Origin of the sequence: Limnohabitans sp. DM1 (genome assembly GCF_001269385.1) — a bacterium.
In the GTDB taxonomy this organism is placed as follows: Bacteria; Pseudomonadota; Gammaproteobacteria; order Burkholderiales; family Burkholderiaceae_C; genus Limnohabitans_A.
Genome location: NZ_CXOO01000029.1, coordinates 1 through 24180 on the forward strand (window position 1 = coordinate 1; position 24180 = coordinate 24180).

General features: G+C 59.8%; 20 protein-coding genes, 1 tRNA gene and 1 pseudogene. 15 read left to right on the forward strand and 7 right to left on the reverse strand.

The genetic code is table 11. The features are described from left to right. From AMM33_RS11840 to AMM33_RS11910, 15 genes and pseudogenes are all read left to right on the forward strand, one after another. Positions 1-721: ISL3 family transposase (locus AMM33_RS11840; RefSeq protein ID WP_194945418.1), on the forward strand; the 721-nt coding region annotated here is incomplete at its 5' end. A gap of 16 nt (positions 722-737) precedes the next feature. After that, positions 738-1079 (forward strand): annotated as a pseudogene (gene soxA / locus AMM33_RS11845) (sulfur oxidation c-type cytochrome SoxA); the annotation flags it as partial. A gap of 18 nt (positions 1080-1097) precedes the next feature. After that, entirely contained in the window at positions 1098-1754 is a 657-nt protein-coding gene (gene soxX / locus AMM33_RS11850; protein ID WP_090141544.1) for a sulfur oxidation c-type cytochrome SoxX, read from the forward strand. Between the two features lie 60 nt (positions 1755-1814). Continuing rightward, entirely contained in the window at positions 1815-3548 is a 1734-nt protein-coding gene (gene soxB, locus AMM33_RS11855; RefSeq protein ID WP_090141545.1) for a thiosulfohydrolase SoxB, read from the forward strand. A gap of 59 nt (positions 3549-3607) precedes the next feature. Continuing rightward, positions 3608-4606, forward strand: a complete 999-nt coding sequence (locus AMM33_RS11860) for an MBL fold metallo-hydrolase (protein ID WP_090141546.1) — start codon at positions 3608-3610, stop codon at positions 4604-4606. Between the two features lie 90 nt (positions 4607-4696). Beyond that, a complete protein-coding gene (locus AMM33_RS11865; protein WP_090141547.1) occupies positions 4697-5419 on the forward strand; it encodes a DUF4395 domain-containing protein in 723 nt (240 codons plus the stop codon). A gap of 98 nt (positions 5420-5517) precedes the next feature. Next, positions 5518-6465, forward strand: a complete 948-nt coding sequence (locus tag AMM33_RS11870) for a cyanophycinase (RefSeq protein ID WP_090141548.1) — start codon at positions 5518-5520, stop codon at positions 6463-6465. Positions 6466-6682: 217 nt separating this feature from the next. Continuing rightward, positions 6683-7897, forward strand: a complete 1215-nt coding sequence (locus tag AMM33_RS11875) for a tyrosine-type recombinase/integrase (RefSeq protein ID WP_090141549.1) — start codon at positions 6683-6685, stop codon at positions 7895-7897. A gap of 560 nt (positions 7898-8457) precedes the next feature. Continuing rightward, positions 8458-8667, forward strand: a complete 210-nt coding sequence (locus AMM33_RS11885) for a hypothetical protein (protein WP_090141551.1) — start codon at positions 8458-8460, stop codon at positions 8665-8667. A gap of 361 nt (positions 8668-9028) precedes the next feature. Continuing rightward, complete coding sequence (locus AMM33_RS11890) at positions 9029-9280, forward strand: hypothetical protein (RefSeq protein ID WP_090141552.1); 252 nt, start codon at positions 9029-9031, stop codon at positions 9278-9280. A 499-nt stretch (positions 9281-9779) separates the two neighbouring features. Beyond that, positions 9780-10016, forward strand: a complete 237-nt coding sequence (locus AMM33_RS11895; protein WP_090141590.1) for a helix-turn-helix transcriptional regulator — start codon at positions 9780-9782, stop codon at positions 10014-10016. Continuing rightward, positions 10013-10369, forward strand: a complete 357-nt coding sequence (locus AMM33_RS22000; RefSeq protein ID WP_194945420.1) for a hypothetical protein — start codon at positions 10013-10015, stop codon at positions 10367-10369. Before AMM33_RS11895 ends, AMM33_RS22000 begins: the two co-directional genes overlap by 4 nt. 17 nt (positions 10370-10386) lie before the next feature. After that, positions 10387-10560: a hypothetical protein gene (locus AMM33_RS11900; protein WP_194945421.1), complete on the forward strand. Its 174-nt coding sequence runs from the start codon at positions 10387-10389 to the stop codon at positions 10558-10560. A 4-nt stretch (positions 10561-10564) separates the two neighbouring features. Next, the gene (locus AMM33_RS11905) at positions 10565-10849 is read left to right on the forward strand and encodes a helix-turn-helix domain-containing protein (RefSeq protein ID WP_090141554.1); all 285 of its coding nucleotides are present in this window, start codon (positions 10565-10567) and stop codon (positions 10847-10849) included. Beyond that, positions 10846-13887 (forward strand): DUF927 domain-containing protein, encoded by a 3042-nt coding sequence (locus AMM33_RS11910; protein WP_090141555.1) that lies wholly within the window; start codon positions 10846-10848, stop codon positions 13885-13887. The genes AMM33_RS11905 and AMM33_RS11910 overlap by 4 nt, the downstream gene beginning before the upstream one ends. A 1709-nt stretch (positions 13888-15596) precedes the next feature. Here AMM33_RS11910 and AMM33_RS11915 read toward each other — a convergent pair. From AMM33_RS11915 to AMM33_RS11945, 7 genes are all read right to left on the reverse strand, one after another. After that, positions 15597-15671 (reverse strand) — tRNA-Arg (locus tag AMM33_RS11915). 204 nt (positions 15672-15875) lie between these two features. After that, a complete protein-coding gene (locus tag AMM33_RS11920; RefSeq protein ID WP_194945422.1) occupies positions 15876-19742 on the reverse strand; it encodes a translocation/assembly module TamB domain-containing protein in 3867 nt (1288 codons plus the stop codon). Then, a complete protein-coding gene (locus AMM33_RS11925; RefSeq protein ID WP_194945423.1) occupies positions 19742-21571 on the reverse strand; it encodes an autotransporter assembly complex protein TamA in 1830 nt (609 codons plus the stop codon). The genes AMM33_RS11920 and AMM33_RS11925 overlap by 1 nt, the downstream gene beginning before the upstream one ends. Before the next feature lie 62 nt (positions 21572-21633). Beyond that, positions 21634-22818, reverse strand: coding sequence for a vWA domain-containing protein (locus tag AMM33_RS11930; protein WP_090141558.1), 1185 nt, complete (start codon positions 22816-22818; stop codon positions 21634-21636). A 3-nt stretch (positions 22819-22821) separates the two neighbouring features. Beyond that, positions 22822-23325: a DinB family protein gene (locus tag AMM33_RS11935; RefSeq protein ID WP_090141559.1), complete on the reverse strand. Its 504-nt coding sequence runs from the start codon at positions 23323-23325 to the stop codon at positions 22822-22824. A gap of 6 nt (positions 23326-23331) precedes the next feature. Beyond that, positions 23332-23943 (reverse strand): GNAT family N-acetyltransferase, encoded by a 612-nt coding sequence (locus AMM33_RS11940; protein ID WP_090141560.1) that lies wholly within the window; start codon positions 23941-23943, stop codon positions 23332-23334. Then, a complete protein-coding gene (locus tag AMM33_RS11945) occupies positions 23940-24173 on the reverse strand; it encodes a hypothetical protein (protein WP_090141561.1) in 234 nt (77 codons plus the stop codon). The genes AMM33_RS11940 and AMM33_RS11945 overlap by 4 nt, the downstream gene beginning before the upstream one ends. Positions 24174-24180 lie beyond the last annotated feature (7 nt).

The window sequence follows — 24180 nt, forward strand, 5'->3', positions numbered from 1 at the left end:
CGCTGATGCCGTTGCCAGGCGCGTGTTGTTTGTAACCGAAGGGCGCGATGCTAAAACCATCAAGGAACTGGCGTCCTACCTGGAAGACCATGGCTGCCCGTGCGAAAACATCATCCAGACCAGCATCGACATGTCGCCCGCCTTCATCTCGGGGGTTACCCAGCATTTGCCCAACGCCCGGATCACGTTTGACAAGTTTCACATCATCGGTCACGCAAGCACTGCAGTGGACAAGATGCGCCGGATCGAGCAGAAGACCGACAAGTCTCTCAAGGGCATGCGCTGGACTTTGCTCAAAGACACAGCCAAGCTCAAACCGGAGGCGGCAGCTGAACTGGATGCGTTGATGGCCAAGATGACCGTCAAACGCACGGCCAGGGCGTGGTCCTACAAAGAGCAGTTGCGTGAGATCCTTGATCGAAAGCAGATCAACGTTGTGCGAACCATGCTGGATCACTGGTGCACATGCGTGATGCGCTCCAAGGTCGAACCGATGAAGGACGTTGCCAAGATGATCCGCGCTCATATGGAAGGCATCGTGGCCTGGGCGCAGACACGCCAGACCAACGGATTCCTCGAAGCCATCAACGGTTTGTTCCAGGCATCCAAGCGTCGTGCGCGTGGGTTTACGCGAATCACAACGATCAAGACTGTCATCTTCTTGATCGCCGGGAGACTCGACTTCCACGCTATCAATCCTCATGCTGGGCAACCCACTTGAAATTCATCAGAGCCAAAAAACTTTTTATGAAGTGGGCAAGCGCCTGTTCTTCCAGCGTGGTGGCCCGCATGACTTCTCCTGCGCCTCTTGCCACGGTGAAGAAGGCAAGCGCATCCGCTTGCAAGACCTGCCCATCCTGACCAAGAACCCGGGGGACGGCGTGGGCTTCGCCGCTTGGCCGGCCTACCGCGTTTCGAACGGTCAAATGTGGAGCATGCAACTGCGTCTGAACGATTGTTACCGGCAACAACGCTTCCCCTATCCCGGTTTTGCCAGTGACGCCACTGTTGCTTTGTCCACATATTTGGGTGTGAACGCCAAGGGCTCTGCCTCGGTTGCACCGGCCATCAAACGCTGACCCAAGCAGGAGAAACCCATGAACAAAAAGACCCAACTCGTTTTGGCCAGCTTGGCGGCCGCTTTGGTGGCTGCAGGCTGCGCATCTGGCCCCTCTGTGGCCGAGCTCAATGCCCTGACCGACAAGATCGTCAAGGCTTCTTTCCGTGATGAGGCGCATGTCAAGGTCGAGCGTATCACCGCCACCGACGACACCAACCGCGCTTGCAGCGAAGCCGATGTGGCGGGCAAACCACTGGACGAGAAAACGGCCAAGGCCATCGAAGAAGCCAACCTCAAAGCCGTCAAATGGCCATCGGACGGCCAATTCATCGGTGACTGGAAGCAAGGTGAAGCCATTGCGCAAAGCGGTCGTGGTTTGACCTGGACCGATTCGGCCACCGCGGTCAATGGTGGCAATTGCTACAACTGCCACCAGATCAGTAAAGAAGAAATTTCTTACGGCACCATTGGTCCTAGCCTCTACAACTACGGCAAGATCCGCGGTGTCACTAACCCGAACGATCCAGCCAGCAAAGCCATTGTGGAATACACCTGGGGCAAGATCTGGAACGCCAAGGCCTACAACGCCTGCTCCAACATGCCCCGCGCTGGCCACATGGGCATCTTGAACGAAACGCAGGTCCGCCACATCGTGGGTTTGTTGCTCGATCCAAAATCTCCTGTCAATCAGTAATCCCTTGAAAACCCGGCTGGTCCGGGTTTTTAAAGTTTCTATATATCAGTGGTTGCAAATATGAATCTCTCCAAACGCGAATTTATCCAGGTCATGGGCGCTGGCACGATGGCTGGCATGAGCATGGGCTCTTTTGCCGAAGCCAGTGCGGCCACCGCATCGAACGGGCTGTACGACATTCCCAAGTTCGGTCATGTGTCATTCCTGCACATGACCGACTGCCATGCCCAGCTCAAGCCGATTTATTTCCGTGAGCCCAGCATCAACATGGGTATTGGTTCCATGGAAGGGAATTTGCCGCATTTGGTGGGTGAGTATTTGTTGCAAGTGGCCAAGATCCGCCCGGGCACGGCAGAAGCCCATGCGCTGACTTACCTGGACTACGAAAAAGCCGCCAAGCGCTACGGAAAGGTGGGTGGTTTTGCGCACCTGGCCACACTGGTCAAGCGCATGAAGGCCAGCCGCCCCGGCGCTTTGCTGCTCGACGGGGGTGACACCTGGCAAGGCTCGGGCACCAGTTTGTGGACCAACGGACAGGACATGGTCGATGCCTGCAAACTGTTGGGCGTGGACGTGATGACCGGCCACTGGGAATTCACCCTGGGCATGGAGCGCGTCAAGGAAATCGTCGAAAAAGACTTTGCAGGCAAGGTCGACTTTGTGGCGCAAAACATCAAGACCAGCGACTTTGGCGATCCGGTGTTCAAGCCCTATGTGATCCGCGAGATCAATGGCGTGCCCTGCGCCATCATTGGCCAGGCTTTCCCCTACACCCCGATTGCCAACCCGCGTTACATGGTGGCCGACTGGGAGTTCGGCATCCAGGACGAGAACATGCAAAAGATGGTGGACGAGGCACGTGGCAAAGGCGCGCAGGTCGTCGTCGTCATCAGCCACAACGGCATGGACGTGGACCTGAAAATGGCCAGCCGCGTGAGCGGCATCGATGCCATCATGGGTGGCCACACGCACGACGGCATGCCCGTGGCCTCCATCGTGTCCAACAAGGGTGGCAAGACCATCGTCACCAATGCGGGCTCGAATGGCAAGTTTTTGGGTGTGCTCGACTTCGAGGTCAAGGACAAAAAAGTCAGCGACTTCCGCTACAAGCTGCTGCCCGTGTTCTCCAACATGCTGCCCGCCGACAAGGAGATGGACGCCTTGATCACCAAGATCCGTGCGCCCTACGAAAGCAAGCTGGCCGAAAAACTGGCGGTGACCGATGGTTTGCTTTACCGCCGGGGCAACTTCAATGGCACCGGCGACCAGTTGCTGGTGGACGCACTGCTCGACGTGCAAGGTGCAGAGATCGCTTTCTCACCTGGCTTCCGTTGGGGTACCACGCTCTTGTCGGGCCAAGCCATCACCCGCGAGTGGTTGCTCGACATGACAGCCACCACTTACTCGTATGCCACCGTGACCGAGATGACGGGCGACACCATCAAGACGGTGCTGGAAGACGTGGCAGACAACTTGTTCAACCCCGATCCGTATTACCAGCAAGGCGGCGACATGGTCCGCGTGGGTGGTTTGAGCTACAGCTGCAACCCCGTGGGCACCATGGGCAACCGCATTGGCGATTTGCGTTTGAAGGGGCAGCTCATCGAATCAGGCAAGAAGTACAAGGTGGCGGGCTGGGCGCCTGTGGCCGAAGAGGCCCGCAACCAAGGCAACAAGCAGGTGTGGGAAGTGGTTGAGACCTGGCTCAAGGCGCAAGGCGGACGCGTCAAGCCTCGCCAACTCAACGCGCCCAAAATCATGGGCGCATTACCCAACAAGGGCTACGCCGCTTGACGTGTGCGTGCGGCGCCACACAGCACCATCAGCGCTGCACTTTTGAAGGAGGGATCACCATGAAAAGAAGACAACTGTTGTGGGCCAGCGCGGCCATCGGTGGCGTGGCCATGTGGCCCGAAGCTCGTTTGCTGGCGCAGCAAGCTCAAGACTTCGTGGAAGGCCCGCCTGTGGCCGATATCCCCGCCAAACAACTGTCGCCACATGTGTGGATGGTGTTCTCTCCGGACGGTTTTCCGACCGTTGAAAACCGGGGCATGATGTCCAATGTGATTTTTGTGGTGACCTCTGCCGGTGTCGTGGTGATCGACTCCGGTGCTTCACTGCAAATTGGTCAAATGGCCATTCGCATGATCCGCAAGGTGACCGATAAACCCGTGGTGGCGGTGTTCAACAGCCACTACCACGGTGACCATTGGCTGGGCAACCACGCTTTTGTCAAAACCTATGGGGACAAGCTGCCCATTTATGCACTGCCCAACACCATTGAAAAAATCAAAGGCACCGAAGGCAATTTGTGGCGCAGCCTGATGGAGCGCTGGACCAACCAGTCCACCTTCGGCACCCAGGTGGTGGTGCCCAACACGCCCGTGCAGCATGGGCAAGTGATTCAGATCGGTGATGTGAGCTTTCGCATGCACCACTACGGTACGGCCCATACCCCCTCTGATTTGTGTGTCGAGGTCATTCAAGACAAACTCACCGCGGTGGGCGACATCGCCATGGCCAACCGCATTGCCAACATGGACGACGGTTCTTACCCCGGTACGTTCAAGTATTACCAAGAGCTGATGGCGGCCACGGGCGAACAGATGTGGGTGCCCGGCCATGGCATGGGCAGCAAAGACTTGCTCAAGACTTATGGCGAGTTCATGGCAGGCATTTGGGAGCCTTGCTTGCAAGCCGTCAAAGATGGCAAGAGTGAAGCCGATGCGCGCAGCATGGTTCTCAAAGACCCGCGCGTGCAAGCACGCGCCAAGTCGATGCAGGGGTTTGAAGGCAACATAGGCAAATACATCAGTCTGGCCTATCTTGAGGCAGAAAAAGAAGCGTTCTGAATCAGACTGCGCAGTGACATTCGTGTTTGGCAATGGCCGTTTTCGGCCCTGGCAAACTGGTTGTAATGGGTGAAGGACAGGAGCAGGACAATGGCTGTTTCAATGCAAAATCATTCTGCAATGCCGTGGTCGCAGCTTTGGTTCAGAAGCCGTGATGATGTGACCCCCTTCATCAACGATACGGCGGTTCGAATCCGTGCGGGCATTCTGTTAGCCATTCCAGTGTTCATGGTCTTCACGTTGTTGGACATCATTTTTGGTAGCCGATGGGTGGTGACCGGCGAGGTCATCAAGGACACCTTTGAAACTGACTTTGACGGTCGAATTTTGTACATGGTTGAGGCGGTCAGAAGAACCTATGACTACACGGTTCAAACCTGGTTGTTGATGTATGCCTTGATTGAAATGTTGCTCGGCATGAGTGTCAAAACGGCTTATCTTTCTCCCACGATCTGGTTGTCTAGTTTTTTGGCCCGAAGGGCAAGCCCCGTATGGAAGCCATTGGCGCCGAAGCGATTTGCCTGGACCATTGGCGCATCCATGATCAGCGTGTGTCTGGTGTTTTTCCACCCTGAGAAATTCGCGGCAGCCCTGAATTTCATGACCCAAAGCCATTGGCTTCCGACGACGGAACAATACTTGCCACGTTGGTTGCCCTTGGTGATGGTGTGGGTGTGTCTGGGGTTCATGTGGTTCGAGGCCGTGCTGGGTTATTGCCTGGGCTGCCAAGTTCACGCGCTGCTCGTCAAGTTGGGTGTTTTTCAGGAGCCCTGTGAAGCTTGCAACAACCTGGATTTCGGGCCGCCACATTGAAGTCAGCTGATCTGAATGTGTGAGACGAGAAGGATGAAGTCTTGCCTTTGCAAATGGCGTCGCATTTGCCATGACCTGTGTTGGAATCCCAAGAGCCTATGAGCTTGTTTCAATCTGGAATGGATCGCAGGCAGTGGATGGCTGCCGTGACTGGATTGGCCTTCGCGTCAACGCTGGGGGCTCAGCCTGCAAAGACGGCACGCTTGGTGGTCATTGGGGGCGCTGAAGATCGCTTGAAGGACCGCGTGATTTTGCGCAAATTTGTGGAGTACTGTGGTGGATCAAGGGCACGAATCCGACTGATCACCACCGCCAGTGCGCAGCCAGCCATGACGTGGGAGAGCTACCGCGCGGTGTTCTCAGAGTTGGGCGTAGACAACTTTGAGCAGTTGGCCCTGACCGATCGCGACAGTGCTTTTGCACCTCAGTTGTCGCAGGAAATCCTTCAAGCGGATGGTATTTTTATCAGCGGCGGGGATCAGGGCCGCCTGATGGACGTGATTTGGGAAACGCCAGCGTATCGCAGCTTGCATGAGGCTTTTCATCTTCACGCTTGTTGCCTGGGCGGAACCAGCGCCGGAGCGGCCGTGATGTCCAGGCACATGATCTCGCAGGGCCCCGCTGTGCTTCGGCCCATTAAATGGGCCACCGAAACAGACATTGGTTTGGGTTTTGTTTCGAACGCGGTGGTCGATCAGCACTTTTCCGAGCGCCGCCGGCTGGCCCGGCTGATGTCGACTTTGGCTCAGCGACCTGACTTGCTGGGTGTGGGCATTGATGAAGACACAGCCTTGGTGATTGAGCGCAATCGCAGCATTGAGGTGATCGGCCGGGGCGCTGTCACGGTGGTGGATCCCAGCAGGATGCAGTCCAACGTGGACGACGTGGGGCTTGAAGAGCAGATGGAAATGCTGGGTGTAGTCATTCACATGCTGCCTTCTGGTCACCGTTACAGCCTGGATTCCAAGTTGCAAGCCGCACGCTGGCCCGAAAGCCTTCGCCGCGTGCTGACGCGTCTTGTCGCACCAGGCCCATTGCGAGGCTGAAGATCGCAGCAGGTCGTCCCCGCGATCTGGCTCGTGGCATTCGCTTGGGTCCATCAAACAAAAAAATCCGCACCGTTTTGAATGTGTGCGGATTCAGGTTTGGTGCCCCCGACAGTCATCGAATTTAGCCCGAAAACCCGCATGAACTGGTGCTTTCGTTTTCAGTGTGGTCAAATGTGCCCCCAAATGTGCCCCCACACTGCGAAGGATACCCCCCATGAAACTGACCGATGCGAAGCTACGGACCCTGACCCAGCCGGGTAAACATGCTGACGGTGCAGGGCTTTACCTGGAACTGACCCCAGCGGGCGGCAAGTACTGGCGCATGAAGTACCGGCACGGCGGCAAAGAAAAGCGCCTGGCCTTTGGGGTGTACCCGGCTGTAAGCCTGAAAGATGCCCGGGAAAAAGCCGAAGCGGCCCGCAAGCTGCTGCAAGCCGGTGACGATCCCGGCGAAACCAAAAAGGCCGCGAAGGCCCAAACCGTTTTTGAAACGGCCAACACCTTGCAGGCGGTGGCCGCTGACTGGATGGCGCACCAGTCAACCCGCTGGGAGCCTGCAACCAAGGCCCGGGTTTTGGCTTCACTTGAAACCGACATATTCCCCGTGCTGGGTACCCGCCCGCTGGCCAGCATTCGCCCGAGCGAGGTGATGAAGGCGGTTCAAAAGATCGAGGCCCGGGGCGCTGGCGATCAAGCGGCCCGGGTGCTGCAACGGATCAAACAGGTTTACCGATGGGCTGTGACCCATGAGCGAATCGAGGCTAACCCCATGCTCGACCTGATGCCCGGCGAGATACTCAAACCCCGCGAAGTGAAGCACAGGGCCGCGCTGTCTGACCGTGACCTGTCCGGGTTCCTGGTGAAGCTGAACGCCTACCAAGGCGACACCAACACGGTGCAAGCCCTGCGCCTGCTGCTGCTGACCACCACCCGCCCGGGTGAAGTGCGGGGCGCACGTTGGAGCGAGTTTCACCCAGCCGAATCCCTTTGGATCATCCCCGCCGACCGAATGAAAATGCGCGAAGAACACAGGGTTCCGCTGTCACGCCAAGCCCTGCAAGTGCTGGAAACAATGCGCCCGATCAGCGGTGACAGGGAATTGGTTTTCCCTTCGCCCTTCTACCCTTCAAAGCCCCTGAGTGAAAACACGTTCAATTCAGCATTGGCCCGCATGGGTTACAAAAACACGGCCACGGCGCACGGGTTCCGGGCGCTGTTTTCCACGGTGATGAACGAGCATGATCGAAGCCTGCGCGATGTGATCGAGCGCCAGCTAGCCCACAAAGAACGCGATCAGGTGCGGGCGGCTTACCACCGATCCACCTACATGAAAGACCGGGCCGACTTGCTGCAATGGTGGGCTGACTACCTGGACCAAAGGGCAAAGGGGGCCGAAGTGATCGACCTGGCCACGCACAGGGCCGCATGATCTGACCCAGCCCGGCCCCGCGCTTTGCGAGACACCCCCAGCGGAAACCGCCCACCGAGGCGGTTTTTTTGCGCCCGGGCGGTGTGTTTGGCGCTTTTTGGCGGCTGCTATTTTGAAAAAGTGCGGGGACAGCGGGGACAAATTGGAAGAACTGAGGATTTATGCGGGTTTGCAGCCGTTTGAGGTGCGGGGACAAAGCGGGGACAAAACGGGGACAAAGCGGGGACAAAGCGGGGACAGTATCAGTATGTGAAAAAAATTACTCATTTACATACATTCAGACCCTTCAACCGTTCGTTTTTTGCCCCATGCCTTGCCCTGTGCTGTGACCTTCGCCCCGGCCTTTGTCGGTGGCCTGACTGACCCCGGCCCCGGTGCCCTTTGCCTGGTGCCCGGTGTTGCACGGCCCCGGCTTGCAATGGACACCCCCGGAAAAGGCCGCGAAAAGGGTTCCCCCATGGCCCCACCTTTGGCGGCGCTGCTGTCCGGCCTGATGGCCTGATGGCCTGCTGACCTGGTGCGGCTGCTACCGGCCACGGCCAGCCCGGTGGCGTGATCGAGTGCAGGCGGTGCCCTGCGCCAGCGATGGCCGGGCGGGTTGCTTGCTGGTGCTGGCGCTGCTGTGCGGTGCGGTGCGGTGGCAAAGGGGCACGGCCACGCCCAAGGGCAAGGGCAAGGGCAAGGGCAAGACCCGGCCCCGGATCAGGCGGGCGCTGTGTGGTGTTGACCTGGTGCGGCTGCTGGTGGCCATGGCCTGCCCGGTGGCGTGATTGAGTGCAGCCGATGCCCTGCGCCAGCGATGCCCGGGCGGGTTGCTTGCTGCGATGCCTTCGCCTGTCCTGATGCCTGCGACACCTACGCACCAGCCCGTGCAATAATTCGCCCAACCCCTGACCGGGGCCGGTGCTTGAAAACACCTTTGTAGTTAGCGGTGCAACGCCCCCGATAGTGGCGTTTTGTCACGTCTGAACATGCCCACGCCACGGCGGCGAGGGTTTTGGTTTTCGGGCGGGATGGCCGAAGCGGCAACGCCCGGCGCACGTCTAACTACGTGTTTTCAACATCCCGCCCACCCGCTGCGCTTGAAAACGTGGCGAGTGGTTTTCAAGTCTCAGTTAGGAGCATGAAGCCATGACACCCAACGTCATTCACTTGACCCGCCGACCCAGCACGGCAACACCCACCAACACCCCGCACGACCTGGCCACGATGGCAGCGCACCAAGAGGCAGAAAACGCCCTGGCCATGGCGCTGCACTACCTGCGATCCAGTGCGGGCAACATCCCCGGCGCTACCCGTAAAGCGGTGCAGGCATTGGGGGCATTGAACCGCCTGAACAAACCCACCCACACGCCCGCACCTGCTGGCGCTGCTGTCCGATAAGGCGACACGGGCAGGCACGGCCCCGGCCCCGGATCAGGCGGCGCTGTGGTGTTGACCTGGTGCGGCTGTTGTTGGCCACGGCCCGGCCTGTGGCGTGATCGAGTGCAGCCCGATGCCCTGCGCCAGCGATGGCCGGGCGGGTTGCTTGCTGCGATGCCTTCGCCTGCCCTGGTGGACAGACCCAGCGCCAGCACTGCCCCCACTTGATGCGGTGCATTGGTGCGCCCTTTGCCGGTCGTAACGCATGGTGTAGCCAAAACACACATGTTCGATTGAAAAGGTGCAGAAAAGACACAGAAAGTCCGAGGGCGGCGAAGATTTTTTTTCACGTTCAAGCGGCAATGGATACCGACCATTTTTCAGAGTGAAGGGCACGGGTTAAGACATGTGCAAGGCTGTAAAGGTGTTTTCAATTGACGTGCAGAAATTCCAACCGCCGGGCGGCGGCTGGAATTTGGCGGTGTTCAATCAATCCACCGAAACCCCAATGGAAAGACGTATGACCACCACCAAAAACACCCAGCAAACCCCGCCCGGGCGCTTGCTTCGCTTGGCTGCTGTTGAGGGCTTAACCGGCCTTCGCAAGTCAACCATTTATGCAGGCATGGCCAACAAGCCCCCGACTTTTCCCACGCCCGTTCGGATCAGTGCCCGCGCTGTGGCCTGGCGTGAATCCGATGTATTGGCATGGATTGCAGCCCGCACAGATGCAAGACCGCAAGGGGTAGCCAAATGATCAACACCAAAATTTCCGGACACCTCTGCGGTGTGGTGACGCTACACAAGACCACTATCGGCGGGGTTTTTGCAACCTGGCGCATGGCGGCAGTTGATAGGCATGGGGTGAGCCAAGTTTGTGATTGCCTGAGCGATTCCAAGACCGACATTGAAGCCCTGCAAGCCCTGAGCGATGGTGATCCTGTTGTTGTTTGTGGCTTTGCTTCAGTAGGCGTTTTGGCTGGCGCACATGAGGGCCAAAGCCACGGCCTGAGCGTGAGGGTTGAAGCCGTGAGGACAGCCCACCACCCGGGCATAAATCCAAGGCACTGGACGCACCAAGCGATGCAGGCAATTGATGCGGGCCATTGATGCGGGCCATTGATGCCATGAAAAGCAACACGCCCAGCAACCCCAAAGACCTGCAAGCCCAGCGCCTGCGCTTGCACGGCCTGGACGTGATCGAGGGCAGGCAGGGCGGCACGGCCTTTCAAAAGCTGGTGCTGACCCGCCCCACGGCAAGACCCAGCGCCAGCGCCCGGCGCTTACCAATGCGGCGGTGACGTGATGGACAAAACCACCAACACCCAGCCCCGCTACAACGACACCAAAGGGCAGCGCCTGGCGATCTTGCACAGGCTGGCCAGCGGCCCGGCTACGGTGGATCAACTGTCCACCGACTGCAACGCGCCCGATCCCCGCAAACGTGTTTCTGAGCTACGGAGACACGGACACCCGATCAAAACAGACAAGACTGTCCGCACAAACCCCGATGGTTCCGTGAACCGTGTTGGGCTTTACGTGCTGTCAGTGACGGACACCCGGCAATGTGAATTGAACTTCAACCCATGACCCACCACCACACACACGAAACAACCCGGCAAGCCCTGGCGCATATCCCGGCAAACCTGCCCCGCGATGAATGGGCACGGGTAGGCATGGCGATCAAATCAGAATTCCCCGATGACGGCGGTTATGACCTGTTCGCCCAATGGTCTGAAACCGCCCCGGGCTTCAAGGCCAGCGATTGCCGGACGGCCTGGAAGTCCTTCAAGGCGGGCGGGTCTGTGACCATGGGTTCATTGATCCACCTGGCCAAACAACACGGCTACACCTTGCCCAAAGACGGGCAGGCAGCGGCGAAGCCTTCGCCCGAAGTGCTGGCCAAGCGACAACACGAACAGGCCGAAGCCATGGCCCGCGAAGCCGAAGCCCAAAGCCTGCGCCATGAGGCGGTGGCTGTTGCAGCCCTGACCGCATGGGGGGCGGGCAGCGATCAAGGCGAATCCACATACCTGGTGCGAAAAGGCGTGAAGGGTTACGGCCTGCGCTACACGGCGGCTGACGGCGCTTTGATGGTGCCCCTGCGTGATCTGACGGGCAAGCTGTGGAACCTGCAAAACGTGAAGCCTGACGGCCAAAAGCGGTTCATGAAGGATGGCCGTAAATCCGGCCTTTGGCACATGCTGGGGGCGGTGCCTGCCCCGGCTGCTGTGGCTGGCGATGGTGCCCGTGATGGCGATCAGACGGGCGAACATGGCGGCGATCAGGCGGCGGCTGTCCGGGTGATCCTGGTGGCAGAGGGTTACGCCACGGCGGCAAGTCTGCACGAGGCCACGGGCTACCCCTGCGCTGTGGCCTTCGATGCGGGCAACCTGGACAAAGTGGCCCGCGCCCTGCGCCAGCAATACCCGGCGGCGCTGCTGGTGCTGTGTGGTGACGATGACCAAGCCACGTACACCAAGACGGGCAACAACCCCGGCAAGATCAAAGCCACGGCGGCGGCGGTGGCTGTGCAAGGTGTGGCCATTTTTCCGGCCGATCTGGCCCCGGATCAAAGCGACTTCAACGACATGCACCAAGCCCACGGCCTTGACGCTGTGCGTGACTGTGTGTTGTCTGCGATTGCCGATCACGAACTGGCAGCATTGGCCGCACAGGATGACGCGCCCGATGACGCACAGGGCGCACCAGACGAAGCCACGCGCCCCGCAAATGCGCCCGGCAAGACCAAGCCCCCAGCACGAAAGAAAAAGCCTTCAAGCGGGGCCGGTGCTGGCGCTGCTGGTGGCGATGGCGGCAACGATGACCACGGCGGCGGCGGTGCCCACACGGGCGGCAAGCCTGCGAACGAGTGGGACCGTTTCAGCGTGACCAATGAAGGGGTGTTTTATGCGGGTGTTGACAAGTACGGCAAACCCAAAAGCCCCGAATGGCTGTGCAGCCGTTTGGATGTACTGGCCCGAACCCGCGATCAAGACGGCGGCGGCTGGGGTTATCACCTGCGCTTTGCCGATCCATTGGGGCGCGTCAAATCATGGCCCATGCCCGCCCGTATGCTGGCCGCTGACGGCGGTGAGTATCGCGCTTACCTGATGGCGCAAGGCTTGAGCATTTCAACCAACCCCCAAGCCCGTAACCTGTTGACCCAATACATACAGACGCGCCAGCCTGAGGACTTCACCATTTGCACCGACCGAACAGGCTGGCACGGCCCGGCCTTTGTTCTGCCTACTGAAACAATTGGCGATGAAGGTGAACGGATTTTGTTCCAAAGCGATCAGGCCATTGAAAACACATTCACAGTCAAAGGAACGGCTGACCAATGGCGTGAAAATGTGGGGGCGCTGTGTGTAGGTAATTCACGCCTGGCCTTTTCTGTGGCCTGCGCCTTCGCTGGCCCCCTGCTGGAACACGCTGGGGTTGAATCGGGCGGCTTTCACCTTCGCGGCGATGGTTCGACCGGCAAATCATCTGCCCAATCTATGGCCGCAAGTGTTTACGGTGGCCCCAATTACAAACAGTCATGGAGAGCAACCGACAACGCCATTGAAGGCATGGCGGCGCAACACAATCACTGCCTTTTGGTGTTGGATGAAATCGGGGAAATTGACCCGCGCGTCATTGGTCAAACGGCATACATGCTGGGCAACGGAATGGGAAAGGCCCGATCAACTCGCAGCGGTTCACCACGCCCACGGCTTAAATGGCGGTTGCTGTTTTTGAGTAGCGGCGAAAAGACACTGGCCCAATTCATGGCAGAGGCAGGCAATCAAATCAAGGCCGGACAGGAAACACGAATGGCCGATATTCCCGCTGACGCTCACGCTGGTTTCGGTGTGTTTGAATGTTTGCACGATCATCCAATTCCGAGTGATTTTGCTGTTCAGATTTCCAAGGCTGTGCAGATGTTCCATGGTGCCCCCGGGATAGAGTGGCTGCGCTTGCTGACCAAACATTCAGCGTCACTACCCAGCACACTGGAAAAGCGCATTGATGATCTGTGTTCGCGCATGATCCCCCAATCGGCAAACGGACAGGTTCAACGTGTAGGGCGGCGCTTTGCTTTGGTGGCTGTTGCTGGTGAGATGGCCACGGCGGCGGGGTTGACCGGCTGGCCAAAGGGCGAGAGCGAACGGGCGGCGGTGACGTGCTTTAACGCCTTTGTCGATGCAAGGGGCGGGGCTGGGAACAGTGAAGTAACCGCGATGCTGCGACAAGTGCGGGCATTTCTTGAAGCCCACGGTGAAGGACGGTTCACCTCATGGAACCGAACAAAAGAAGAAAGCCACGCCCCCAAAACAATTAGCCGTGTTGGTTATCGGCGTGAGATGGGCAGGGATGGGGAATTCCTACCGGCCATGGAGTACGGCGCACCGAGGCCGGACAGCGGTGAAGAACGCCAAAACGCCTATTACATATTTTCCGAGGCATTCAAGGGCGAGGTTTGCAAGGGCTTTGATCCTTTGGCGGTTGCCCGTGTCTTGCTTGAACACGGGTGTTTGAAGCCTGAAAAGGGCAGGGCATACGACTGCAAACCGCGATTGCCTGCAATCGGCCTGATGCGCTGCTACCTGATTACCCCGGATATTTTCGCCCTTGACCTGTGATGCAGTTTTCAGCGCCCACGGTGCCCAGCCCTTCGCCTGGTGCTGGTCTTGATGATTCCGTTTGGAATCACCCCGGTGATTGCCTGCACTGGTGGCCCGCCGATAAGGGGGGCGGGTAGGAACACCCTTCGCGCTGCAAAACTGAGGGCACGGCCCCTGCACCAAGCAAGGCAGACACCGAAGCCCACCATTGGCCGCGCCTGCACGATCCAACCCAGCCCGATGCCCTGCGCCAGCGATGGCCGGGCGGGTTGCTTGCTGGCGCTAATGTCCTAAGGGGTGGGTCAAAATCTGACCCCCCTATCAGTGGGGCGCTTTGAGGTGTTGGCCCGGTGCGGCGATCCACTGCCCACGGTGCCCAGCCCTTCGCCTGGTGCTGTGTTGCAAGCCGGGCCTTGCCTGCGCTGATGGCCCGCCGATAAGGGGGCGGGCAGGAACACCCTTCGCGCTGCAAAGCCGAGGGCACAGACCCTGCACCATGCAGGCAGATACCGAAGCCCCGCCATTGGCCACGCCCACACTATCCAACCCAGCCCGATGCCCTGCGCCAGCGATGACCGGGCGGTTTGCCTGCTGGCAAGGGCAAGGGCAAGGGCAAGGGCAAGGGCAAGACCCCGGCCCGGATCAGGCGGCGCTGTGGTGCTGGCCTGCTGTTCGGTGTTGACGTGGTGCGGCTGCTGGTGGCCACGGCCTGCCGGTGGCTTGATCCACTGCCCATGCCCAGCCCTTCGCCTGGTGCTGTGTTGCAAGCCGGGCCTTGCCTGCACTGGTGGCCCGCCGATAGGGGGGCGGGCAGGAACACCCTTCGCGCTGCAAAGCTGAGGGCACGACCCCTGCACCATGCAAGGCAAATACCGAAGCCCACCATTGGCCACGCCCACACGATCCAGACCCGGCGGCGATCTGTCCGACTGATGGCCGGACGTTGATGGCCTCAAATGTGATTCCCGTTTGACGTGATGCTTTTTAACAGTCGCTGTAAGAAATCTGCTTATTTATTGATCAAAATCAGTTGATAAGTATTTTTCTGCTGTTGATAACTGCGATTTTGTCCCCACTGTCCCCACTGCTCAAAAAGTGTGGGGACAGCCGCAAGCCCCTGTTTATGCGGTGTCCCCACTGTCCCCACTGTCCCCAGACAAAAACGCAAGGGGGGGAAGCAAAACAGACGCAAACCGCCCAAAATGTGCCCCCACTTTGCGCCCTTGCTGGCGCTGCTGTCTGGGTCTTCGCCCTGTCATGCCTGACCGCTGCAAATTCTCAAAGGTACTCCCTGGGGGGTTCCCGGGCGGGTGATTTGAGCCTTGATGAATTTCTAGTTTCAATTTTTTTCCTAGGGGGGTTGTATTTTGGGCGGGCCTTGCATGATCGTCATTCGGTGGCCATGTGGTGCCCGGCGGGCCTGACATGCGCCCCCCACCGACTGCCCGATGTGCCCCCGGCGGGCCGGATATGTGCCCCCACCGACTGCCCGATGTGCCCCCACGGGCCGGGCATGTGCCCCCACGGCTTTACGCTGCGCCCGCCTGGCCTTGCCCCTGGTGCTTTTTGAAATGTGCCCCCACTTTCAGAAAAGATGCCCCCTAATGTGCCCCCATGTGCCCCCGGAATGTGGCAAACTTCAACGGACCACAATGGACAACGAAAACGGGTTTTCAGAGGGGGAATAAAAAAATCCGCACCGTTTTGAACGTGTGCGGATTCAGGTTTGGTGCCCCCGACAGGAATCGAACCTGTATTTACACCTTAGGAGGGAGTCGTTCTATCCATTGAACTACGGTGGCTGAGCGGGCTTGATTGTAATCGGCGCCAGTTCTGGCCCTTTGCGGCGTCGCCCGTGTTGTGCCTCGGCTTGGCGTTGATAAGCCGCTGTCTTGACGGTATGACCGGGGCGGGTGGATAGGCGCAAGAAACGCGCATCTGGCCCCAGGATTTCACCGCACCGCTGCGCAGTGACGTGCTCACCGGGCCCTGCCTGCCATCCAGCCTCAGTCCTTGCGGATGGTGTAGATCAGATCAAGTCCATTGTCCTGACCGGTTTGGGCGCGCAGTGTCAGGCGGCGCGACAGGTCGTAGAACACATAAAAGCTGCCAAAGGTGCCGCGCAGACTGGTTTCATAAACGATGTAAAAATCTTTGGACAGTCGTTTTCCCAGGGTCACGGCGGCACCTGTGGCGGTGGCGTCACTGCGGCTGCCTTTGGCCAGCGAGATTTCATCGAGCCCCAGGGCGCCGGCCAATTCGCTGTTGAGTGTCTTGCCATTGCCCCCCAGCAGGGCCAGTGCCGCTTGTTGCAGCACCGCCGATTCCGCCCCGCCACCTGCGGCGGATCGACCTAGCACAAGCCATGCCAGCTTGTCGGCGTCGGGCATGTCAGGGTCTGAATACAGCCGAATGCGCGGTTGCAAGGCGGTACCGGTGATCAGAACGCCCACACGCTGGGGCAAATTGGGTCGTATGGCCAGAATGTCCAGGCTGGGGTTGTCATAGGGTCCAGTGAAGCGCAGCAAGCCAGTGTCAATCACCAGTTGTTGACCATAGGCCCTGTAACGGCCACCTTCGGTGCGCACCTGACCGGTCAGTCGAGGCTGACCCAGGCTGGCCGAATTGCTGACCAGGACCAATTGGCCTGCCAGGCGTGTGCTCAGTCCCAAGCCATTGACTTGGAAGTCTGGTCCCAGATCCAGGCTCACTTGCACATCAGGGGTCCCCATCCAGGACGTGCCGGTGATCACCGTCTTGCTGGCTTTAAGGTTTTGGCGCTTGTCCAGGACAAGCACATCCGAGCCCAGCTTGGGCGTGCTGTCGTCGGGCAAGATGAATAAGGCTTGATCAGCTTGCACCTGACCGCGCAGTTGCAATCGACCTTGTTGCATCTGTGCTTTGACATCACCAGAAACCGTCAGGCGGCGGTCGGCCCGATTGCTCACGCGCAGGTTCTGCATGTGCAATTGCAAGGCCATTTCCACATCTCCCCAGGGGTGATGTGGCGCCGTGGTTGACGTGCTCGACGGTGGCAGCCATTTGAGCCAGCCACGGGTTTGCAGTTCGCCGCCTTGGGCCCCAGCGCCACGCAGGCTCAGCTGGGTCAGTTCCACTTGCTGGCCTTGGAGTTGGGCGCGCAGTTGCCCTTGGCTGAATTCGATGCCTTGCACGGCTGAGCGCACCTCCAGCTTGTCGGCTTGCAACTGGCCTTGCCACTGTGGCAGCGCGCGCGTGCCCGACAAGCTGACGCTGGCGTTCAGCGTGCCTTGCACCCGCCAGCCGGGTGGGGCGAGCAAGGACCAGGCCCCCACACGGGGCAAGTTGGCCTGCAGCTGACCGCTCAAGGGGGCTTGTTCTGGCCAGTGCCAGCCTTTGGCGTTGGCACTCAGGCGGGTTTGGGCTTGGGCCTGGGCTTGACCCATTTGTTCGCTGTCCCAGTGCATTTGGGTGCGCACTTCTTCGCCATCCACCTGCAATTGCAAGCGTGCTTGGCGCAATCCGGCGTTCAGTTTTTGTCCTGTCGCGCCGTCTGTTGCGATGCGCAAATCGCCCCCGCTGCGTTCGAGCACTGCGCGGATGCGCAATTGCTCTTGCTGCGACCAGTTCAGCTCGCCTTGCAACAAGACATCGGTTTGGAGTTCTGTGCTGATGAGACCACGCAACCAGTTCAGCGGTACATCTTGCAGCCGGGCATTCAGTTCAAGCTTGGCCCCATGTCCAGGCTGTGGGGCGGCCCATTGACCTGCACGCCAGCTCAGTTGCGCCAGACCTGTCGCAGGGCCTTTGACGCTGAAGGCGCCAGCACCCCAGCGGCCTGTCGGGCCGGGTGCGCGATTCGACCATTGCCAAGGCAGCGGCTCTTGGAGCTGGGCATGCCAAGTCTGGGCTGAGCCCGCGTTTTGCACCTTGACCGTGGAACTGATGATTTGGCCCTGCCAAGCGCCAAAGCGGGACGAAGCGGTCCCGGTGGGTTCAGGGGCTGCACTTAGGCGTGTGTCCGATTGCGCCGACAAACGTCCCCGCTGCAGTTGTGTTTGGGTGTGGATATCCAGTTTTTTCAGGGTGCCTTGGGCTTGAATGCGGGCTTGATGGATGAACCAAGGGGTGGCTTCGCTGGTCTGCCCCTTCAGGCGCGGAAGCTGGAGGCGCACTTGCACAGGCGTGTCTTCTTGGGCGTAGCCACCTTGCCACTGGGCCTGCAGGTGTGCCGGCCCCGAGGCTTGCAGACCGCGCAGCTGTTCTGTGGCCCCGGGCCAGCGGCTGAGCCAGACCTGACTCAGCGCGGCATCTTGCACATCAATGTGGAGGCTGCCCGTGCCCGTTTTGGCGGCCAATTGGCCTTGGGCCTTGGCGTTCAAGCCTGGCGCATTCAGCTGCAGTTGACCTTGTGCGGCTGCGGGCGTGCGCCCTTGCGGCATTTGGATTTTGAATTCGCCTTGCAATCGAGCGTCAGCGGCGCGCAGGTCCAGGGCCTGGATGTCCCACTGGGCAGCTTGCCACAGACCTTCAATGTGCAGATGTTCCCAGCGCAGGGCTGGGGCGGGCGAGCGCGCCCCTTGTGCAGGGTTTGTCTGACTGCGCAGATCTGCGCTGATGTGCACGCCACCCGTGCCGATGTCCTGAGCCTTCAAGTGTCCTTGCACCGGCTCCGGGGCCAGCGCGCTGTGCAGTTGCGAAGGGATCAGTCCTTGGGCCTGCATGTGCCCTGTCCAGCCCGTTGCGGTTTGTTGGCCCTGTCCCTGAATATGACCACCGGCCAGGCGCGAGTCCAGTTGCAGGATTTGCCACAGCCCTTGTTCGTAACGTCCCTTGGCATTGAGTTGGCTCAGTGGCAAGCGTTGCCGGTCCCAGGGGCCGGGGATGGCGTTGCGCCATTGGGTGGCCCACTGCCAACCTGCCGCATCGGGCATCAGGCTGGCTTGGCCGCTCAAGCGGGTTTGCGGGGCGCCGGGCCAAAGCATCGCCAAGTCCACCAGTTGCCAATGGCCCAGGGCTTGCTGCACAACTTGTTTTTGCCAAGGGTGAATTTGGGCCTGCAGGTCCAATTGCAGGTCTGAGGGCGTTTGGGTTTCAGGGCTCAAGTGGGCCTTGACCTGCAACAGGGCTTGGGGGCCGAACAAGTGGCCTTGCACGCTGGCGTGGGCTTGCAGCGTCAGGGTGGGGGTGCGCGCAGCGGCGGGGCTTTGCACCTGTCCTTGCAGCTGCACATCCAGCGCCATGGGCGCTGCCGCTTGAAGCCGGGCCGTCAGGCTGTATTGGCCTTGGGCCAGGGCAAAGGGCGCCAGTTGAAGCTGGTGGTGCTGACCATCAAAGGCGTAATGCCCCGCCAAAGCCCGAACCTCCAGGGGCGTGGGGCCTGCCCAATGCAGTGCATCCACTTGCCAAGGCAGTTGGACTTTCAACGGCCAGACCATGGGGCTCATGCCCGGTTGCGAGCTGGGTGGGCTGTTGTCCTCGATGCGCAACTCCTCGGCGTGCAAGCGGGTCAAGGGCAGTTGCCCCTGCCACAGTTTGGACCAGTCAAGCGTCAGCTCGGTGTTGTGCAGCTGGACGTCGAGCCCATTGTGTTGCCAGCGCAGTAGCCCCAGACGGCCGCCCCGCTGCACGCTGCCGTGTACCTGGGCGCTGACCAAGGTTTGCCCTTGGGGCAAAAGGCGACTGATCCCGTGGAGCGCGGTGGCCAAAGACCCCTGACTGCCTGACCAAAGCCATGCAGCACCCAGGGCGCTGACCAGCAACAGGCACAGCGTCATCCACAAAACCATGCCCCTTCGCCAGCGCCCAGGGCGTGGGCCTGTGTGCACCTGCTGGGGCACCGGGCTGGATGCCTCGGGCGAGGTCTCTGGCGGGTGTGATTCAGGCGTATGCATCAAAACGTGAACCCCACGCTCAGGTGCAGACGCCATTGTTGTGTGGCTTGACCATAGGCCAGGTCAATGCGCAGGGGCCCCACTGGGCTGCGCCAGCGGGCGCCCACGCCATAACCGAGCTGGGCATGCAGCTGAGAGGGTTGGTCAGCCACGGCGCCCGCATCCACAAAAACGGCGCTTTCCCAGTCGGTGCGTTGCTGGTTCCAGCGGATGGGGCGCTGCCACTCCAGGCTGCCCACTGACAGGTATTGACCCGGTCTGATCGAGCCATTGGCTTGTGTGATGCCGAGGCTGCCCGGGGCATAACCGCGCACGCTGTTGTCGCCGCCTGCAATGAACAATTGCGTGGTGGGCAGGGCGGTGGCGTTCTTGCTGACCACACTGCCTGTTTCAGCGCGCAGGGCCAGACGGCCCGATTGCGACCCCAAAGGCAATAGCCACATGCCCCGCGCCAGCCAGCGCCCAAAGGGCTCACGCGGCGTGCCCAAAGTCACGCCGTAACCCAGCTCCAGGCCCCATCCGGTGCCTTGGCTGGGAAAAGGCAGGCTGTCAAAACGCCGCCAAGTCCAGGCGTAGTTGAGGCTGACCGATTCACGTTGACCGGCCAGGTCGGCTGAGGTGTTGGCGCCGTCGTATTGGGCGTAATAAGCGCGGTCGATGCGTTCACTCAGCTGAATGCGCCCGGCCCGCAAACGCTGGCTGCTCACGGTGTAGCTGGTCAGAATTTCATTCTCGTGTTGCAAAGACAGGTTCCAGCGCCACAGACTGGGGTCCGGTGGGGCCAGCAGATCGACACCGACACGTTGCAATTGGCGGTCCAGGGCCAGTTTGCTCACGGCGCGCCATTCCAGTCCGGGCAACTTGTGCTGCGTGTGCTCGACCGTCAGGCGCAGACCGCTTTCGCTGCGCACCCCCAGGCCCAGCACCCATTTTTGGCGCAAGGCTTCCTTCAGCTCGATTTTGACGGGGCGCGCCGTGTCTTGACTGTCGGGGTCCAGGCTCACAAACACCGAGTCGTAAAAACCACTGAGCACCAGGCGCTGCTGCGCTTCAAGCAAATCACTTTGGCGATAAATACTGCCCGGCCTCAGGCGCGCCAGGCGTTCGACCTGCTCACTGCCGTAGCGTTCGGCGCCCGTGATGACCAGTGGCCCCAGTTGGATGGCGGGGCCGGAGTCCAGTGTGATCTGTAGTTGGACCAGGTTGGTTTCCGGGTCGACCAGCGCCTGGCTGTGGGCGATGCGCCCCTCAGGGTAACGCTCGGCCAGCAACTGCCTGAGAGCGCCTGTTTTGGCATTGGTCCATTCCTCTTGCGTGAAAGCCTCCCCCGGCGGAAGGGCCCATTTCTGAAGCACATCGCGGCGCTGTGCCTCGGCTTCCGGTCGCTTGTCGATGTCGCCTTGCCAGCGGATGTCTACTTGACCAATGCGTGCTTGCGGACCCGACAGGACGGTCAGCTGCACTTGGCGAAAATGTGCCCGGCCAGGTGTGGCCGTCAGCAGCCAGTCCAGGGACGGGTTGAAAAATCCTTGCGTGGCCATCAAGTCGCGCGCCTGCACATCGGCGTCGCGCAGCAGGCGGGCCATTTCGGCGTCGTCCAGATCGCTCAAGTGGCGGTAACGCTGCAAATCCAGGTGCTGGCTCAGCCAGGCGGCCATGGGGGCCGATTCCGTCAGGACCACCAGTTCAAAAGCCTGGGTGGCAGGCACGGGTGGGGTGTCTTGGCTGGTTTGTGCCCGCGCGGAGGGTGCCAACAGGCATGCGGCCATGCACAGGGCGCGCAGCCAGTGCCCGATGGGGTGAGTGGGCGGGCTGATCGTTTGGGGCATCAGACTGCCTGGCCATGCAAAAAACTTGCACACACGCAGCCCAGGGTGCAAAGCGCTTTGGCTCACTTGCTGAGCAAACGCATGGCGTCCTCCAGCCCTTTCAAGGTCAGCGGGTACATGCGGTTGCTCATCAGTTGCTGGATGATGGAGATGCTTTGGCGGTATTGCCACACGCCTTGCGGCTCGGGGTTGATCCAGGCGAACTTGGGGAAGGTGTGCGTCAGGCGCTGCAGCCATTCGGCCCCGGCTTCTTCGTTGTTGTATTCAACGCTGCCGCCTTTTTGCAAAATTTCATAGGGACTCATGGTGGCGTCCCCGATGAAGATCAGCTTGTAGTCCTTGTTGTACTTGCGCAGGATATCCCAGGTCGGGAATTTCTCGGCGTAGCGGCGCTTGTTGTTCTTCCACATGAAGTCATACACGCAGTTGTGGAAGTAATAAAAATCCAGGTGCTTGAACTCGGCCTTCACAGCAGAGAACATTTCCTCGACCCGTGCGATGTGTTCGTCCATGGTGCCGCCCACGTCCATGAGCAGCAGCACTTTCACATTGTTGTGGCGCTCCGGGCGCATCAGGATGTCCAGATAACCCGCGTTGGCCGCCGTCTTGCGGATGGTGCCGTCCAGGTCCAGCTCTTCTTGCGAACCCTCACGCGCAAAGCGGCGCAGGCGGCGCAGGGCCACTTTGATGTTGCGCGTGCCCAGCTCTTGGCTGTCGTCATAGTCTTTGTAGGCCCGCTGGTCCCAGACCTTGACCGCGCTTTTGTTGCCGCCCTTGCCGCCGATGCGGATGCCCTGCGGGTTGTAGCCGCCGTTGCCAAAGGGTGAGGTGCCCCCAGTGCCGATCCACTTGTTGCCGCCCTCGTGGCGTTCCTTTTGTTCTTCCAGGCGCTTTTTGAGCGTGTCCATCAACTCGTCCCAGCCCATTTTCTCGATGGCGGCTTTTTGCTCAGGCGTGAGTTCCTTTTGCAGGATTTTTTCCAGCCAGTCGAGCGGCACGTCCTTGGTGAAGTCGGTCACCATCTCCACGCCTTTGAAATAAGCGCCGAAAGCCTTGTCGAACTTGTCGAAGTGCTTTTCGTCCTTGACCATCACGGTGCGCGACAGGTGGTAGAAGTCGTCGATGCTGCAAGCATCAGAGGCCGGGCCCACCACATTGGCTTGCAGCGCTTCGAGCAGTGTCAGGAATTCACGCACCGACACCGGCACTTTGGCCGCGCGCAGGGTGTAGAAGAAATCGATCAGCATGCGTCAAACCTTTCTGCGTTCTGGTTCTTGCGCATGCAGCTTGCGCGTCAGTAGTTCCCGAGGCGGTGCAATGCCTGCATCCTTGAGCATTTGACTCACCTGTCCGCGGTGATAAGTGCTGTGGACACCAACATGCAAAAGCATTTCTGTGGGGTTCATGCATCCAGGGTCGCCATCTGTAAATTGGAAATGGATGCGTGACAGCGCTTCTGATTCATGCAATTTTTGAAGGTTCTTCAGCAAGGCCTGATTGGTTTCTTGCATCGCCCAAGTCAGTGCTTCGGGTTCTGGCGTTGCATCGGTGTTGGTGCTGGTGAAGGTTTGCTTTTGTCCAGTCAAGTGCGCTGCAAAAATACAGTCCACAACATGAATGTGATTCATCAGGCGAACAGTTTTTTTCAACATTTCAGGCTCCAACCGATCTTGGTTTTCACACAGACAGTGCATCAGTTCCTGGTCGGCCCAAGATTTGTATTCCAGTAATTCAAGCAATATGTGGTTGTTCATGATGGTTCACGCACTATGACGGCACAACTGGTAATCCAGATGCGTTTTCACATTGGGCCATTCGCTGGCGATGATGCTGTACACGCAAGTGTCCCGCAGTGCGCCAGCGCCCGATGAGTGCGGGTTGATCTGGTGGCTGCGCAGCACGCCGTCGAGCTTGGCGCCCAGGCGCTCGATGGCTCGGCGGCTTTGCTGGTTGAAGAAATGCGTGCGGAACTCCACCGCGATGCAGTTGAGGTGCTCAAAGGCATGGGCCAGTAGCAAGCGTTTGGCTTGGGTGTTCAGCGGTGTGCGCTGCACGCTTTGGCGGTACCAGGTGGAGCCAATTTCCACCCGGCGGTTGGCCGCGTCGATGTTCATGAAGGTGGTCATGCCCACGGCCTGGCCAGTTGCCGGGTCGATCACGGCAAACGGGCACATGCTGCCCTTGGCCTGCAAGTCCAGGCGGCGGGTGATTTCGGCTGCCATGCCTTCGGGCGTGGGGATGGCGGTGTACCAGTGGTTCCATAAATCGCCGTCGCGCACGGCTTCGGCCAGGTCATCGCGGTGCTCGTGTGACAAAGGCACGAGCTGAACGTGCTGACCTGAGAGCGACATGGGCGCGATCCAGTGATTCATGATGGGTCGGTGTCTTTGGCTTTTTGTTTGCTGCGCCAAAAGCGCGCCAAGTGCAGACCTGCGCCACCGCCCAGGCCCACCAACAAAATGCCGCCGATGCTGGCGTTGTCATAGCCGGCGCTGAAAATATTCAGACCCAGCCATTGGCCAGCCCAGTAACCGGCCAAGGCACCGCCGACAAAGCCTACGGCATCCGAAATGCCTTCAAGGAAGGGGTTGGGGGAGCTCATCTGGCAT

Bases quoted from the DNA above. Each gene is read 5' to 3' on its own strand.
- soxX (WP_090141544.1), top strand. From the start codon at position 1,098: ATGAACAAAAAGACCCAACTCGTTTTGGCCAGCTTGGCGGCCGCTTTG.
- AMM33_RS11860 (WP_090141546.1), top strand. From the start codon at position 3,608: ATGAAAAGAAGACAACTGTTGTGGGCCAGCGCGGCCATCGGTGGCGTG.
- AMM33_RS11895 (WP_090141590.1), top strand. From the start codon at position 9,780: ATGACCACCACCAAAAACACCCAGCAAACCCCGCCCGGGCGCTTGCTT.
- AMM33_RS11875 (WP_090141549.1), top strand. From the start codon at position 6,683: ATGAAACTGACCGATGCGAAGCTACGGACCCTGACCCAGCCGGGTAAA.
- AMM33_RS11865 (WP_090141547.1), top strand. From the start codon at position 4,697: ATGGCTGTTTCAATGCAAAATCATTCTGCAATGCCGTGGTCGCAGCTT.
- AMM33_RS11935 (WP_090141559.1), bottom strand. From the start codon at position 23,325: ATGAACAACCACATATTGCTTGAATTACTGGAATACAAATCTTGGGCC.
- AMM33_RS11930 (WP_090141558.1), bottom strand. From the start codon at position 22,818: ATGCTGATCGATTTCTTCTACACCCTGCGCGCGGCCAAAGTGCCGGTG.
- AMM33_RS11920 (WP_194945422.1), bottom strand. From the start codon at position 19,742: ATGCATACGCCTGAATCACACCCGCCAGAGACCTCGCCCGAGGCATCC.
- AMM33_RS11905 (WP_090141554.1), top strand. From the start codon at position 10,565: ATGGACAAAACCACCAACACCCAGCCCCGCTACAACGACACCAAAGGG.
- AMM33_RS11910 (WP_090141555.1), top strand. From the start codon at position 10,846: ATGACCCACCACCACACACACGAAACAACCCGGCAAGCCCTGGCGCAT.
- AMM33_RS22000 (WP_194945420.1), top strand. From the start codon at position 10,013: ATGATCAACACCAAAATTTCCGGACACCTCTGCGGTGTGGTGACGCTA.
- AMM33_RS11900 (WP_194945421.1), top strand. From the start codon at position 10,387: ATGAAAAGCAACACGCCCAGCAACCCCAAAGACCTGCAAGCCCAGCGC.
- AMM33_RS11940 (WP_090141560.1), bottom strand. From the start codon at position 23,943: ATGAATCACTGGATCGCGCCCATGTCGCTCTCAGGTCAGCACGTTCAG.
- AMM33_RS11925 (WP_194945423.1), bottom strand. From the start codon at position 21,571: ATGCCCCAAACGATCAGCCCGCCCACTCACCCCATCGGGCACTGGCTG.
- AMM33_RS11890 (WP_090141552.1), top strand. From the start codon at position 9,029: ATGACACCCAACGTCATTCACTTGACCCGCCGACCCAGCACGGCAACA.
- soxB (WP_090141545.1), top strand. From the start codon at position 1,815: ATGAATCTCTCCAAACGCGAATTTATCCAGGTCATGGGCGCTGGCACG.
- AMM33_RS11945 (WP_090141561.1), bottom strand. From the start codon at position 24,173: ATGAGCTCCCCCAACCCCTTCCTTGAAGGCATTTCGGATGCCGTAGGC.
- AMM33_RS11870 (WP_090141548.1), top strand. From the start codon at position 5,518: ATGAGCTTGTTTCAATCTGGAATGGATCGCAGGCAGTGGATGGCTGCC.